Source organism: Daejeonella rubra (genome assembly GCF_900103545.1).
Lineage (GTDB): Bacteria > Bacteroidota > Bacteroidia > Sphingobacteriales > Sphingobacteriaceae > Daejeonella > Daejeonella rubra.
In genome coordinates this window covers 92,480-106,435 of record NZ_FNHH01000012.1, presented here as the reverse complement: position 1 = coordinate 106,435, position 13,956 = coordinate 92,480, and the positions used below count along the sequence as shown (strand labels likewise).

Below are 13,956 nucleotides of genomic sequence, written 5' to 3'. Positions count from 1 at the left end.
TTAATTCCCGGAGAACACCTTAATTTGCCTTTGCCCTTGTAACTATTGTAAAACACAAGTTCTATACTCTGTTTTACTTTTACAAGTCTAAAGGAGAACACCGCCCAGGAAAACACAAATGCATCATTTCAAAATTTGACAGAAACCCTATAATTTGTTCCCGATAACTTTACCCGCTAACAAATATAAATACGAGATTTGCCTTTCCGAGAGCAAGGTATTTATTACCGATCTTATCAGGTTAAAACACAATTTTCAAGGATAAAAAATGGAATTAGGCTTATATACTTTCGCAGATATGCTGCCAGGCACAACTAACCGAAGTGCAAGCACACATCAGCGAATAAAAGAACTTATTGAAGAAATAGAACTGGCCGATCAGCTCGGTCTTGATGTATTTGGGATTGGAGAACATCACCGGCCTGATTATGCTGCATCAGCACCAGCGGTACTATTGGCTGCAGCAGCTATGAAAACAAAAAACATTAAGCTAAGCAGTTCTGTAACTGTGCTAAGTTCTGATGATCCGGTAAGGGTATTTCAAGACTTCGCAACGGTGGATCAGTTATCATCAGGACGGGCAGAGATCATGGTTGGTCGTGGTTCTTTTATTGAATCCTTCCCACTTTTTGGCTTTGATCTTAATGATTACGATGACTTATTCTCAGAAAAACTGGATCTCCTGCTTCAGATCAATAAATCAGAGAGATTGACCTGGAAAGGAAAACACCGCCCCTCCTTTGAAAATAAAGGTATTTATCCCAGACCATTTCAAAATACACTCCCAATATGGATAGCTGTAGGTGGCACACCTGCGTCGGCAGTCAGGGCTGCGAATCTTGGAATTCCATTGGCATTGGCCATCATTGGGGGAATGCCGGAACAATTTGTTCCATTTATTAATTTGTATCGTGAAACAGCAGCAAAAAACGGACAAAACCCTGCAGATCTTCAAATAGGTATCAACTCGCATGTTTATATCGCTGATGATTCACAACAGGCTTCAGATGAGCTATTTCCATCGTATGCTACCATGATGAACCGCATCGGACAAGAGCGCGGATGGTCACCGTTAAGCCGTCAGCAATTTGACTATTCCAGATCAGCAAAAGGAGCCCTTTTAGTGGGCAGTCCGCAGGAAGTGATCGATAAAATTTTATACGAGCATGAGCTCTTCGGGAACACCCGTTTTCTGGCTCAAATGAGCATGGGTGATATGCCACATAAAAAGGTACTGCGATCTATTGAATTATATGGTACTGTGGTAGCACCTGCAGTGAGGAAGGCATTAGCTTAGTTGCTCGTAAAACTCCAGAGTGCAGGTAGTCTGACTGGAAGAAACAAAAGGTCCAGCAGATCAGCTAGAACTTTTTCTTCTCAAGCATCTCATGATATTTGAGATACTCAGGCAATGCGGCAGATCCGTACCATTGGAATAACTCAGCAGCAAGCAAATTAGCCTTAACAGCAGGGTCGGTGTCCAAAAGTAAATTTGCTTCTTCAAGACTACTCACATTCAGGATGAATATACCTCTGTAATTCATGTCATTTTTTTTCATCGGACCAGCAACAACAAGTTTTCCTGAATCAGCCAGTCGGCCAATATTCTGCATATGTCCTCTAAATAAGCTATCTGTTGTATTTTTATCCGCAGTACGGGTACCCGTTTTCAGGATCACAAAAACATACATTTTCATTCCATAATCATCTGCTCCCAATTTTTCAGCTAATGCTTTATTATATTTGGAATTGTCGCTCTGACCGTATATGACTGAAAAGTGAATGAGTAAAAAGATTGTGAGTAGATATTTCATAATTGTTATTATTTAAACAAAACTATTATTGAATTTACTGTTTTAAATAAAATATTGCAATTTCAAAAAAGCGGAAAAGCATAATATATTTTGCAAAAATGTAATAATCGAGCAATTTAAAGACATTTACAGGTAATAATGAAAGAGATAAAAGCCATAATTAAAGCATATGATGAAATAGATAGATCGGTTATGCGGGCAGCAATTGCAACTGTTGTACGTGTTGAAGGATCTTCTTATCGTCGTACGGGTGCACGCATGCTGGTTTTAGATAATGGCACGTGGGTGGGTGGAATAAGTGGCGGTTGTTTGGAAGGTGATGCTCTCAAACGTGCACGAGTAGCCATAAATAACTCACGCCCTACCCTCATTACCTATGATACCAGTGAAGATGATCCTCATCAGATCGGTGTGGGATTAGGTTGCAACGGTATTATTGATGTTCTGTTTTGTCCCCTTGATTTTAACGACCCCAACAACCCCGTTGAAGTTTTGAAAACCTGCATTCAAGCAAGCAGGGAAACGCATATCCTGATCACAATATCTAGTGTAAACGGCGACTTTCAGGATATAAAACCAGGTCAGCTCATTCAATATAAAGGACCTGAAAGCCTGACAATAATTGGGGATCAAAGTCTGGAAAGCTCCGTGGATCATGCAGTTAAGCAACGAATAGCCGATAAAAAATCAGGTTCATTCACTTGTGAGGCTCCTGATGGCAGGAGTCTTGCAGTTTTCATTGAGATCCTGCCACCAGAGATCCATGTCGTTTTGATGGGGCATCAATATGACGTTTATCCGATGTGCCGTCTTCTAAAAGAGATCGGTTGGAGGGTAAGTATTGTTGCCGAATTATTAAAGGTCAATTCTAAAATATCGGCTCTCGCAGATGAGATCAGAGCACCTTCAGAGTTTTTCGAAATGCTGATCGATGAACATACAGCCATTATCCTCATGTCGCATGATTATAAGACTGATAAAATAAATTTACCTAAAGCACTCAGAACATCTGCTCCTTTCATTGGAATGCTCGGCCCTAAAGTACGTTCTGAAAAAATATGGAAAGAGCTTGCCGATGAAGGCCGGCCTGTAAATGAATCTGAAATGGAACGGATCTACGCTCCTCTGGGATTGGATATAGGGGCACAAACACCTGAAGAGATCGCCTTATCATTAGCAGCCGGCATCCGGGCTGCCTTTTCAGGAAGAAATGGTGCTTTTTTGAAGTATAGAAAATCACCAATTCATCCAAGAAGCTAAAATTATGCCTGCAAAAGAAAGTAAACCAGCAAATATTGCAGTCATCATTCTGGCAGCAGGCAGGTCAGCGCGTCTTGGAAGTCCCAAACAACTATTGAGCTATCGCGGAAAGACTCTCCTGCAACATAGTATCGATATTGCTCTTGAAAGTCAGGTCAGCCCGGTGATGGTCGTTTTAGGTTCAAATAAAGAAATGATAGAAAAGGAGCTCGATCAGACTAATATATTGATCGAAGAAAACACCTTATGGGAAAGTGGAATGGCCTCATCAATTTCCTGCGGCATAAACAAACTTAATGCAATTGCTCCTGATTCAGAAGCTGTAATTCTGATGGTATGCGACCAGCCCTTTGTGAGCGCATCACTCCTGAATGAGCTTATAAAACAACACCGGGAAACAGGAAAGCCAATTATTGCAAGCAGCTATGAGAACACCCTGGGTACACCTGCCCTTTTTCATAAAAGCTTATTTTCTGAGCTTTCTGCTTTGGAAGGAGAAAGCGGCGCTAAATCATTGATCAAAAAATACAGTCAAAAAACAGGAAGTATTTCTTTTGATCAGGGAAGTATTGATATTGATACAAGAGAAAATTACAGGAATTTATCCAAATAACTTACTTTTATCTATGCTTATTGATTCTTTTGACCGAATTCATAATTACCTGAGGATATCACTGACTGATAACTGCAACCTGCGTTGCTTTTACTGTATGCCTGAGGAGGATTATGAGTTTACCCCTCATTCAAGGCTTATGCAGCCTGATGAAATAGAATCGCTGGCAAAGATATTTGTACAAAATGGCGTAAATAAGATCCGCTTAACGGGAGGTGAACCTCTTGTCAGAAAGGATGCCGCAGATATTATCCTTCGCTTATCCAAACTGCCCGTTTCGCTTACACTCACAACAAATGCTACCCGACTGCATGATTTTGCAGATGTTCTTCAGGAGGCGAAGGTTAAATCATTAAATATCAGTCTCGATACTCTGGATGCAGATAAATTTCAGATCATTACACGCCGTGATGGATTTCAGAAGGTGATGGATAACATCCATTTGATGATCAACAAAAATTTCCATGTGAAGGTTAATGTAGTGGTGATGAAAGGAATGAATGATCATGAGATAAATGATTTTGTTGCCTGGACCAAAGATTTACCGGTACATGTACGCTTCATTGAATTCATGCCTTTTGATGGTAACCGCTGGACAAGCAATCAGGTGTTCACCATGGAGGAAATGCTGGGAGTGATCGGCCAGAAATATACCCCTACCCCTCTGCAGAATGATCTCCATGATACCGCTAAAAAATTTGCCATTGATGGCCACAAAGGCACATTTGCCATAATAAGTACAATGAGCTCTCCATTTTGCAGTGGCTGCAACCGCATGCGCCTGACAGCCGATGGTAAAATGAAAAACTGCCTCTTCTCTCAAAAAGAAACCGACCTGCTTTCGGCACTAAGAAAAGGTGAAGATGTTTTACCGCTTATTCAGGAAAGTATCGCTTCCAAAGCCAAAGAACTGGGCGGACAATTCACCAAAGATTTTGAAAAGATCCATACTGAAGACCTTCATAATAGAAGTATGATCAGTATTGGGGGATAGGGGGAAAAAATAAGCAATTAGATTTTTTATATTTAGTCCCCAATAGCTAATCAGCAATTTTTTATCGAAATTCACCATCTGTTAGTCCTAAACAAACCCGGATGCCCAAAGAATTCATACCTGTTTCAGAAGCAAAAAAACTCATCGCAGAGACGATTATACCCCTTCCCCCTTTAAAGGTATTTTTAAATGATGCTGCAGGTTTGATTCTTGCGGAAGATGTCTTTTCAGTAACTGATGTACCACCCTTTAATCAGTCATCGATGGATGGTTATGCCCTGAATTTTGACGGCTGGCAGAAGAACGGAGAACTTTTTATCGATGGTGTAGCTCAGGCAGGTCCAGCGGAATCTATTCCCTTAAAAACACAAAATGCCCGCAGGATATTTACCGGTGCAGCTGTTCCTCCCGGTGCAGACACCGTGGTAATGCAGGAAAAGACCAGTGTAAACAATGATGAGTTAACAATCTCAGATCAGAATATTATAAAGGGTCTCAATGTAAGGCTAAAAGGTTCCGAAGCAAAAGCCGGTGAACTGGCCCTGGAAAAAAACTGCTTCCTGAGTCCTCCTGCAATAGGTTTTATCGCGGGACTTGGTATCCATGAACTTTTGGTATTCCCGCAACCTTCAGTTACAATTATACTAACCGGAAATGAACTTCAGCAACCAGGTTTGGCCTTAGAACACGGCCAGGTTTATGAATCAAATTCATTTGCATTAAAAGCTGCATTAAAACAAGCTGGTATCTTCAAGGTTAATATTTTATCGTCCGAAGATACTCTCGAAACACTTACTGCTGTTTTAAATAGTGCCCTTCAGCAAAGTGATCTGGTATTACTTACCGGTGGCGTTAGTGTTGGCGACTATGATTTTGTGATCAGAGCAGCCCAGGCAAACGGAATAGAACAAGTATTTCATAAGATCAAACAGAAGCCAGGCAAGCCCATTTACTTTGGCAAAAAAGGGAAAAAGTACATTTTCGGACTTCCAGGAAATCCCGGATCCGTAATGAGCTGTTTTTATGAATATGTTTACCCTGCCCTTGGGATATTGAATAACAGCAATATAGATTTAAAACATATTCAGGCTCCGATAAGTTCAGCACAGAAAAAAGCTCCTGGTCTGACTCAATTTTTGAAGGGATACTATGACGGAAACATGGTCCATGATCTTAAAGCACAAGAATCATTCAGACTTAGTTCATTTGCAAAGGCTAATTGCCTTATCAAACTGGATGAGGATCAAACAGAATTTAATGAAGGCCAACTGGTAGAAATTCATTTGCTGCCATCATTTTAATCAAATGGAAAGCATCTATATTTTTTATCTGCTCTTATTTATAGTCGCATTTCTCTATTCATCTGTGGGACATGGAGGCGCCAGTGGATATCTTGCATTAATGGCCATTTATGCGATCTCACCGGAAGTAATGAAACCCACTGCCCTGATGCTGAACCTGTTTGTTTCACTTACTTCTTTCATCCAGTTTTACAGGGGTAAACACTTTAAATGGGATATATTTCTGCCGCTGGCACTCGCATCCATACCGATGGCATTTGCCGGCGGACTCATCACCATGGATGCAGATTTTTATAAAAAAATATTAGGTCTGTTACTGATTATTCCGGTTGTACGCTTTCTATTTTTCAAAAACATTTCCGCAGATGAGATTCAGAAGAACAATGTTTGGCTTTCCATTCTGATTGGCTCGGTTATTGGTTTTCTTTCAGGGTTGATTGGGATCGGTGGAGGCATTATTCTTTCTCCCATTTTATTATTGCTGAAATGGACCGACCAGAAACAGACTGCTGCGATCAGTGCATTATTTATTTTCGTAAATTCGTTCTCAGGACTGGCAGGACACATGTACAAAGGGTTAATTTTCAGTCCGGATATGATCAGCTTTGTTTCCATAGCATTTGCAGGTGGTCTTTGCGGGTCTTATTTCGGTTCATTGAAATTCAATCAGAACATATTAAAAAATACACTGGCAATAGTGCTCCTGGTAGCAGGAATAAAACTGATCTTTACATAATTAAACAGAGTAAATATGCAGGTACAAGTTATGATTTTCGGACAATTAGCAGATATCACGGGGACTTCTGAACTGATACTTCATGATATACCTGACACCGATACTCTTCAAGAGACCCTGCATAAATTGTATCCCGCATTGGCCAATACAAAATATGCTATTGCAATGAATAAAAAAACCATTCAGGGCAACACCATTCTTACCGGCGATACTAATATTGCCTTATTACCACCTTTTTCAGGAGGATAACCATGAGCAAACCAGCAGGGAACGAAAGATATCAACGCCAGATCTCATTAAAAGAACTGGGCGAAAGCGGTCAGCAGAAATTAAAAAATGCAAAAGTACTGGTCGTTGGAGCCGGAGGTTTGGGCTGTCCGGCATTACTTTACCTTGCCGGCGCAGGTATTGGCCGCATCGGTATTGTGGATTTCGATCTGGTTTCACTCAACAATCTTCACCGGCAGGTACTATTTTCAGTCAATGATATCGGCCTTTCAAAATCCCTGAGAGCCGGTGATATTCTGGGACAGATCAATCCAGACATTGAGATCGTGGTATTTAATCAGAAGCTAAGTAATGCCAATGCTCTGGACATCATTTCTGGATTCGATATCATAGTCGATGGTACAGATAATTTCACAAGCAGGTACATGATCAATGATGCCTGTGTTCTGTTAAACAAAACCCTTGTATATGGTGCTATTTCACGTTTTGAGGGACAATTAGCTGTATTTAACAAACCTTCCTCCAATGCAGAAATACCGTCTAATTACCGCGACCTGTTCCCACTGCCTCCCGCAGATGATGAAGTTTTAAATTGTGAAGAGGCAGGCGTGATTGGAGTTCTTCCCGGAATTATCGGAACGATGATGGCCAATGAAACGATCAAACTGATCACCGGAATTGGGGAGCCGCTGCTTAACCGCTTACTTACTTATAATTCTCTGAATAACCACTTCTTTGAAATGGAGTTAATGGTTATGCCTGAAACAGCTAAAATGATCCCAGCAGATGCTGATGCATTTAAAGACTTCAATTACGACTGGTTTTGCTCCATTAATTCGAATTTCGATCTGAGGCATGAAGATTTTGAACTAATGATGGATGATAAGGATATCCAGATTGTTGATGTGAGAGAAACAGGAGAAATGCCTGCAGTTGATGATTTTGACCATATTCATATTCCATTAAGCCATCTTAAGGTACAAATTCCTGATATAGATGCACAAACCATTGTGCTCTTCTGCCAGTCTGGAAAACGAAGTACAGGTGCAGCCGAGATATTAAGTAAACATTATGGCAAATCAAGGAAAATATATAGTTTAAAAGATGGAATCGCCGGTTGGCAAAAAAATAAATAGTTCTGGTATGTCAGAAAGAAAACCAAAAAATATTTTCCAGCAGGGTGCAATTCCTGCAACATTTATTGCTGAAAGTATTCAGAAACACAGTTCCCAAACAGCCATTGGCGGACATAGTATTTTCCTTGGTCAGGTAAGGGCGGATGAAACAGAAAATGGAAAGGTAAAATCCATAGACTTTACTGCTTTTGAGGACATGGCACAGGAAAAAATGCACCTGATCCGTGAAGATATTTTCGCTAAATATCCCCTCACTTGTATGCATGTTCATCATAGCCTGGGAGAAGTTCAGGCTGGTGAAATCTGCCTCTTTGTTTTCACTTCTTCCGCACATCGCAAAGCTGCAATGGATGCCTGCGAGGAGACTGTAGAAAGGCTGAAAGCTGAACTTCCTGTTTGGGGCAGAGAGATAATGGAAAACGAATCCCATCAATGGAAAGTCAATAAATAAAACCTGTCATGCAATCTACAGCACTCACACCCCAGGACTATTTCGATTCCTTACCGGAAGAAAGAAAAGAGTCGATGAATCATCTGAGAAAAGTAATTCTGGACAATCTGCCGAAAGGATTTTCTGAAGAAATGAGCTATGGAATGATCGGCTATGTAGTGCCACATTCAATTTACCCGGCAGGTTACCATTGCGATCCGAAATTACCACTCCCCTTTTTCGCTATTGCATCTCAAAAACACTTCATTGCTTTTTATCATATGGGAATTTATTTGAATAAAGCGATCCTTGATTGGTTTATTTCAGAATATCCCAAATATTCCAAATCGAAACTTGATATGGGCAAAAGCTGTATTCGATTTAAGAAAATGGATCAGATTCCTTTCCAGCTAATCGCTGAACTTGTTAGAAAAATGAGCGTGAAAGATTGGATCGAAACGTATGAAAGTATCAGGGTTAACAGTTAACTGTTGTCTGTTGTCTGTTGTCTGGCTACCGTACCCAATCTGTTAACCCGATAGCTATCGGGTGATAACTGATATCTCTTTACTGATAACTGTCAACCCGATAGCTATCGGGTGATAACTAACTACTAACTAACTACTAACTAACTACTAACTAACTACTAACTAACTACTAACCAACTCACTAACTATCCTCTCACACATCTCATGCGTCAGCAACGCATCCTGCATACTGAAACGAGTGCTTCCTCCGCTTTCAACAGCCTGTAAAAAATCAGCAACAATATGCTCAAATCCGCGCTTTGAAAGAGTTGATTCCCAATCATTTATTCCGGCTGAGATCTCAGTTTTGTTTCGGTTGATCTTCAGATCAGTTAAATTACAAACAGTTTTCTTTTCCTCCGCGCTAAATACTTCAACCTTTTCTTCAAGAGTTCCTGAATCACGGTTCATGACAGCAATGGCAATGGCACCGTTATCTGCGATCAGCTGAACGACCACATGAAGTAACAATCCTTTATTTTGCATCCCTCTGACTATTATCTCCTTAACCGGATAGGTAAAAAGATATAGCATGGTATCAACAACATGGATAAAATCATCAAAAACAAAGGTGCGTACATCAGCGGGCAATGAATGGCGATTCTTCTGAAGAATGATCATATTAGGATCCATCACCTTTTTCAATTCCATGTACGCAGGTGCATATCTCCTGTTAAATCCCACCATCAGAATCAATCCCTTGCTCTGAGCCAGTTCAACCAGCCTTTTAGCCGAAGAATAATGATAAGTGATCGGTTTATCAACATATACATGGATATTATGAAGTAAAAGCTGTTCCACGATATACTCATGCGACTCTGTTGCAGTATGGACAAATGCCCCCTGAATACCACTATTCAGAATTGATTCAAGGCTGAAGTGCAGATTTTTGAGCCTGTATTGATTGCCAATAGCAGAAAGGCGATCCTGATCACGGGTAAAAAGATGAAGTTCCAGATGTTTACTGCACAGAAAAGGTAAATAGGCCTTTTGAGCAATATCACCTAATCCAATAATGCCAATTTTTAACATGTTAAATCTTATTATTTTCTGACCCGAATCAAAAAGCGGCCGGAATACAGAGTCTGTAATTAAAATAATTGGGATCAGCATATTCCTGATCCAAAATACTGATGATAACAGGTAAATATAGTTATTTGACCTGTCAGCTATCTGCAGATAATAAATAAAGGCCTACCTTTATTTAAGGAATCAATCCTGCTATAAAAATTTAACTAAATTGAATGAACATGGAAATAACTAAAGATCTGAGGCTTGCAGTACTTATTGATGCAGATAATGTACCCTATGCCAATGTCAAACCCATGTTTCAGGAAATAGCCAAATACGGTACTCCTACCTTTAAAAGGATCTATGCCGACTGGACAAAACCAACCGTTTCCGGATGGAAAAAGGTACTTCTTGAAAATGCGATCACACCCATTCAGCAATACAGTTATTCAACCGGCAAAAACGCGAGTGACAGCGCCATGATCATCGATGCAATGGATATTTTATACTCAGGCAAAGTTGATGGCTTTTGTATTGTATCCAGCGACAGCGATTTCACCAGACTTGCTACCCGTTTGAGAGAAGCCGGAATGATGGTAATAGGAATCGGTGAAAAGAAAACCTTAATTCCCTTTATCACAGCATGTGATAAATTCATTTACATTGAGATACTAAAGTCTGAAGAAGCGGAGTCTGCACCTGATGAATCTCTTCCTGTAAAGAAGTCTAAAAAAACCACTCAAAAAAATACAGCTCCTTTGAATAATATTGACAAGGAACTTATCAAACTGATCAGCGATAGTATTTCTGATCTGGAGGATGAAAACGGCTGGGCATACCTTGGAAATCTGGGCAATTTACTCCTGAAAAAGAAGCCGGATTTCGATTCCAGAAATTACAATTACCCTAAACTTCTTCCCCTGATCAAAAGTCTGAATAAGTTTGAATTTGATGAAAGAGTATCAGGAAAAGGAAACATAAAACACGTATATATCAAAATAAAAGGCAATTAGAATATTGGCAAATTCAAGCAGGATCGATGAACAATGGTCTTTTATTAATTAACCTTGAAATTTTTACCGACATTTTTCCGACATTCACCGAGAAGAGTAGTAAACTCGCCTAATATATATTTACCAATAGAGAATAAGACAATACTTTTGATTCAAATTAATATGCTATGGAAAATTCTGGAAGCTCAAATCAAAAATCAGGTAAAGCCTTAGTAGGCTTGATCCTACTTGGATTAGGATTCATACTTTTATTTAGGACATTAGATATTTTCTTTATTCCTTCCTGGATATTCAGCTGGCCGGTATTCCTGATCATCATAGGAGTATTCATAGGAAAACGTCAAGGATTTAATCGCCCATCGGCTTTTATGCCAATCGTAATTGGTGTCATATTTTTAAGTAATAAAATATTGCCAGACATGGATCTAGGCAGGTTTTTCTGGCCGTTTCTGATCATTGGATTTGGAACATGGATGATATTAGGCCGGAAAAAGAAAACCCAATTGGGATCTTCTGAATGGGATAAAAAAGTGGACTCCGGATTCAATTTTGACACAGAGCCAAATGATACACAGTCAGGTTTTAACACTGGTGACTTTTCAGGGGACAGAATTGATTCAGCCTCAATTTTTGGAGGAATAAAGAAAAATATAGTTTCAAAGAACTTCCAGGGAGGTGATATCGTGAATTTTTTCGGAGGATCAGAGATCAACCTGATGCAGGCTGATATAAAAGGGCGTGTAAAAATTGAAGTGGTACAGGTGTTTGGTGGCACTAAGATCATTGTACCTGCAAACTGGACTGTTCAGTCAGAGATGGTAGCAATATTCGGTGGTATAGAAGATAAACGTCCGCCTCAATTAAATGCGATTCCTGATAAAGTTCTGATCATCGAAGGTACATCCATCTTCGGCGGAATAGATATTAAAAGTTTCTAAGATTTAATGATCCCAAACCAGGGTATAAAAATGAAACTCAAAATCAATAAACAGTGTTAAGACAGCAGGTTAGTACTGAACAAACTTCTGAACCGGTATTGTCGAAAAGCAAGCTGACATTGATCGTGGTACAATGCATTGTAGCTTGTATGATATCTCAGTCGGCAATATTGCTCTGGTTTGGCTTCAGCGCACAAACATCCTTTATTGATAGCTCGGTCAGTATTAGCCTACTTGCAATAGCCTGCTACCTTATTGGCAACAACCTTCAATATTACAGGCCCGAAAAGAACGGCTACCTGCTGATGCTTTTGTATTGTTCTATTCTTGCTTCTTTATGGCTGGTAGTCAATAACTGGACTCTTGACAAATTGATCTTAAACGATCCTCATTATTCTGAATTCTTATACAATTCATTACCCATCCGGTTTTTCATCGGACTGCTCATGATTGGCTTAATGGCCATGGTTAGCGTTGTTTGGTACACCCAGCTGGACCAGAAAGAAACAGAGAAAAGAAAACTTGAGGCCGAAACCCTTGCCAGAGATGCTGAACTCTACAACTTAAGGCAGCAGCTTCAACCACACTTTCTCTTCAATAGTCTGAATTCCATTACCGCACTGATAGGAAGCAGACCTGAAGAAGCCCGTAAAATGATCCACCAATTGTCTGATTTTCTACGTGGTACATTGAAAAAAGAAGATCAGCAGCCTGTATCACTCATCGACGAACTTGAACATTTACAATTATATCTTGATATCGAAAAAGTAAGATTTGGTCATCGTTTATCAACTGAGATCTCTTATAATGAAGCCTGTAAAGCAAAAAAACTGCCTCCCATGCTTCTACAGCCAATTGTTGAAAATGCCATCAAGTTTGGTCTTTACGATACCACAGGAGTGGTTACGATCAGTATTTTTGGAGAATGCGTTGAAAATGAACTGCATATTACTGTTCAGAACCCCTACGACCCTGATACCACAAGACCCAAGCATGGAACCGGTTTTGGACTTAGCGGAGTAAAACGAAGATTACACTTATTATTTGGCAGGACAGACCTATTGGAAACAACGTCTTATAGCCATATATTTACAACTATTGTAAAGATTCCTCAGGTATAAATATGAGAGTGATTTTAATTGATGACGAGCCATTGGCTCGTTCCGTAGTGATAGAATATCTGCAAAACTGGCCAGAAATCGAGATCGTTCAGGAATGTAATGATGGCTTTGAGGGCGTCAAGGCTATTGCCCAGTACAACCCTGACCTTATATTTCTGGATATACAAATGCCTAAGATCAATGGCTTTGAAATGCTCGAACTTATTGAACAACCACCATCCGTAATATTCACTACCGCATTCGATGAATACGCAATAAAAGCATTTGAAGAGCATGCAGTTGATTACCTGCTGAAACCATTTACCAGGGAGCGATTTGATAAAGCGGTGCAGAAATGGATGGATCAGCAACAAAGATCAGAGCCTAAACAAAATACGAAAGAGTTGCTTGAAAACCTGCAAAGTTCAAGCCCTAAAAATGATCGCATTGTAGTCAAAACAGGCAACAAGATCAAGATCATTCCTGTCACCGATATTCTGTTCCTTGCGGCAGACGATGATTATGTAAAGATCCATACCCCTGAAGGCTCATTCCTTAAAAATAAGACCATGGCCTATTTCGAAAAGATGTTGGGTGAGGATAATTTTGTCAGGGTTCACCGTTCCTACATCGTAAGGATCAATGAGATTACCAGGATTGACCCTTATGAAAAGGATTCACATCTGGCAATCCTTAAATCAGGAGAAAAAGTTCCGGTAAGTAAAACAGGATATCCGAAGTTAAGGCAGGTATTGGGGTTATGAAGCAGGAGGACTGAGGTAGGAGGACTGAGGTCTGAGCTATGAACCAAGAAGCAGGAGCCAAGAACCAGGATGATGAAGTTCAAATTTGAAA

16 protein-coding genes are annotated in these 13,956 nt (G+C 40.0%); 14 read left to right on the top strand and 2 right to left on the bottom strand.

The window, feature by feature from the left end; translation table 11 throughout:
- The first annotated feature begins 268 nt into the window (after positions 1 to 268).
- Positions 269 to 1,297 carry an LLM class flavin-dependent oxidoreductase gene (locus tag BLR27_RS10350; protein ID WP_090704536.1) on the top strand — a complete coding sequence of 343 codons (1,029 nt, stop codon included), beginning with the start codon at positions 269 to 271 and terminating at the stop codon, positions 1,295 to 1,297.
- 64 nt (positions 1,298 to 1,361) lie between these two features.
- Here BLR27_RS10350 and BLR27_RS10345 read toward each other — a convergent pair whose 3' ends face one another.
- Positions 1,362 to 1,814, bottom strand: coding sequence for a YciI family protein (locus BLR27_RS10345; RefSeq protein WP_090704534.1), 453 nt, complete (start codon positions 1,812 to 1,814; stop codon positions 1,362 to 1,364).
- Between the two features lie 138 nt (positions 1,815 to 1,952).
- On the opposite strand from BLR27_RS10345, the gene BLR27_RS10340 reads away from it, so the two are divergent.
- The 9 genes from BLR27_RS10340 (at position 1,953) to BLR27_RS10300 (ending at position 9,000) form a co-directional block, all read left to right on the top strand.
- The gene (locus BLR27_RS10340; protein ID WP_090704532.1) at positions 1,953 to 3,074 is read left to right on the top strand and encodes an XdhC family protein; all 1,122 of its coding nucleotides are present in this window, start codon (positions 1,953 to 1,955) and stop codon (positions 3,072 to 3,074) included.
- A gap of 4 nt (positions 3,075 to 3,078) precedes the next feature.
- A complete protein-coding gene (locus tag BLR27_RS10335; protein ID WP_090704530.1) occupies positions 3,079 to 3,687 on the top strand; it encodes a nucleotidyltransferase family protein in 609 nt (202 codons plus the stop codon).
- A 13-nt stretch (positions 3,688 to 3,700) separates the two neighbouring features.
- Entirely contained in the window at positions 3,701 to 4,681 is a 981-nt protein-coding gene (gene moaA, locus BLR27_RS10330) for a GTP 3',8-cyclase MoaA (RefSeq protein WP_090704528.1), read from the top strand.
- Positions 4,682 to 4,782: 101 nt separating this feature from the next.
- The gene (locus tag BLR27_RS10325; protein WP_090704526.1) at positions 4,783 to 5,982 is read left to right on the top strand and encodes a molybdopterin molybdotransferase MoeA; all 1,200 of its coding nucleotides are present in this window, start codon (positions 4,783 to 4,785) and stop codon (positions 5,980 to 5,982) included.
- Between the two features lie 4 nt (positions 5,983 to 5,986).
- Positions 5,987 to 6,718, top strand: coding sequence for a sulfite exporter TauE/SafE family protein (locus tag BLR27_RS10320; RefSeq protein ID WP_090704524.1), 732 nt, complete (start codon positions 5,987 to 5,989; stop codon positions 6,716 to 6,718).
- A 15-nt stretch (positions 6,719 to 6,733) separates the two neighbouring features.
- Complete coding sequence (locus BLR27_RS10315; RefSeq protein WP_090704522.1) at positions 6,734 to 6,967, top strand: MoaD/ThiS family protein; 234 nt, start codon at positions 6,734 to 6,736, stop codon at positions 6,965 to 6,967.
- A 2-nt stretch (positions 6,968 to 6,969) separates the two neighbouring features.
- Positions 6,970 to 8,082 carry a HesA/MoeB/ThiF family protein gene (gene moeB / locus BLR27_RS10310; protein WP_090704520.1) on the top strand — a complete coding sequence of 371 codons (1,113 nt, stop codon included), beginning with the start codon at positions 6,970 to 6,972 and terminating at the stop codon, positions 8,080 to 8,082.
- Between the two features lie 7 nt (positions 8,083 to 8,089).
- A complete protein-coding gene (locus BLR27_RS10305) occupies positions 8,090 to 8,533 on the top strand; it encodes a molybdenum cofactor biosynthesis protein MoaE (protein WP_090704552.1) in 444 nt (147 codons plus the stop codon).
- An 8-nt stretch (positions 8,534 to 8,541) separates the two neighbouring features.
- A complete protein-coding gene (locus BLR27_RS10300) occupies positions 8,542 to 9,000 on the top strand; it encodes a DUF1801 domain-containing protein (RefSeq protein ID WP_090704518.1) in 459 nt (152 codons plus the stop codon).
- Between the two features lie 162 nt (positions 9,001 to 9,162).
- Here BLR27_RS10300 and BLR27_RS10295 read toward each other — a convergent pair whose 3' ends face one another.
- A complete protein-coding gene (locus BLR27_RS10295; protein WP_090704551.1) occupies positions 9,163 to 10,071 on the bottom strand; it encodes a Gfo/Idh/MocA family protein in 909 nt (302 codons plus the stop codon).
- Positions 10,072 to 10,289: 218 nt separating this feature from the next.
- Here BLR27_RS10295 and BLR27_RS10290 point away from each other — a divergent pair, with 218 nt between their 5' ends.
- The 4 genes from BLR27_RS10290 (at position 10,290) to BLR27_RS10275 (ending at position 13,865) form a co-directional block, all read left to right on the top strand.
- A complete protein-coding gene (locus tag BLR27_RS10290) occupies positions 10,290 to 11,063 on the top strand; it encodes an NYN domain-containing protein (protein WP_090704516.1) in 774 nt (257 codons plus the stop codon).
- A 167-nt stretch (positions 11,064 to 11,230) separates the two neighbouring features.
- The gene (locus BLR27_RS10285; RefSeq protein WP_090704515.1) at positions 11,231 to 12,001 is read left to right on the top strand and encodes a LiaF transmembrane domain-containing protein; all 771 of its coding nucleotides are present in this window, start codon (positions 11,231 to 11,233) and stop codon (positions 11,999 to 12,001) included.
- Positions 12,002 to 12,054: 53 nt separating this feature from the next.
- Complete coding sequence (locus BLR27_RS10280; RefSeq protein ID WP_245704490.1) at positions 12,055 to 13,122, top strand: sensor histidine kinase; 1,068 nt, start codon at positions 12,055 to 12,057, stop codon at positions 13,120 to 13,122.
- Between the two features lie 2 nt (positions 13,123 to 13,124).
- Positions 13,125 to 13,865, top strand: coding sequence for a LytR/AlgR family response regulator transcription factor (locus BLR27_RS10275; RefSeq protein WP_090704511.1), 741 nt, complete (start codon positions 13,125 to 13,127; stop codon positions 13,863 to 13,865).
- Positions 13,866 to 13,956 lie beyond the last annotated feature (91 nt).

Bases quoted from the DNA above. Each gene is read 5' to 3' on its own strand.
- BLR27_RS10350 (WP_090704536.1), top strand. From the start codon at position 269: ATGGAATTAGGCTTATATACTTTCGCAGATATGCTGCCAGGCACAACT.
- BLR27_RS10345 (WP_090704534.1), bottom strand. From the start codon at position 1,814: ATGAAATATCTACTCACAATCTTTTTACTCATTCACTTTTCAGTCATA.
- BLR27_RS10340 (WP_090704532.1), top strand. From the start codon at position 1,953: ATGAAAGAGATAAAAGCCATAATTAAAGCATATGATGAAATAGATAGA.
- BLR27_RS10335 (WP_090704530.1), top strand. From the start codon at position 3,079: ATGCCTGCAAAAGAAAGTAAACCAGCAAATATTGCAGTCATCATTCTG.
- moaA (WP_090704528.1), top strand. From the start codon at position 3,701: ATGCTTATTGATTCTTTTGACCGAATTCATAATTACCTGAGGATATCA.
- BLR27_RS10325 (WP_090704526.1), top strand. From the start codon at position 4,783: ATGCCCAAAGAATTCATACCTGTTTCAGAAGCAAAAAAACTCATCGCA.
- BLR27_RS10320 (WP_090704524.1), top strand. From the start codon at position 5,987: ATGGAAAGCATCTATATTTTTTATCTGCTCTTATTTATAGTCGCATTT.
- BLR27_RS10315 (WP_090704522.1), top strand. From the start codon at position 6,734: ATGCAGGTACAAGTTATGATTTTCGGACAATTAGCAGATATCACGGGG.
- moeB (WP_090704520.1), top strand. From the start codon at position 6,970: ATGAGCAAACCAGCAGGGAACGAAAGATATCAACGCCAGATCTCATTA.
- BLR27_RS10305 (WP_090704552.1), top strand. From the start codon at position 8,090: ATGTCAGAAAGAAAACCAAAAAATATTTTCCAGCAGGGTGCAATTCCT.
- BLR27_RS10300 (WP_090704518.1), top strand. From the start codon at position 8,542: ATGCAATCTACAGCACTCACACCCCAGGACTATTTCGATTCCTTACCG.
- BLR27_RS10295 (WP_090704551.1), bottom strand. From the start codon at position 10,071: ATGTTAAAAATTGGCATTATTGGATTAGGTGATATTGCTCAAAAGGCC.
- BLR27_RS10290 (WP_090704516.1), top strand. From the start codon at position 10,290: ATGGAAATAACTAAAGATCTGAGGCTTGCAGTACTTATTGATGCAGAT.
- BLR27_RS10285 (WP_090704515.1), top strand. From the start codon at position 11,231: ATGGAAAATTCTGGAAGCTCAAATCAAAAATCAGGTAAAGCCTTAGTA.
- BLR27_RS10275 (WP_090704511.1), top strand. From the start codon at position 13,125: ATGAGAGTGATTTTAATTGATGACGAGCCATTGGCTCGTTCCGTAGTG.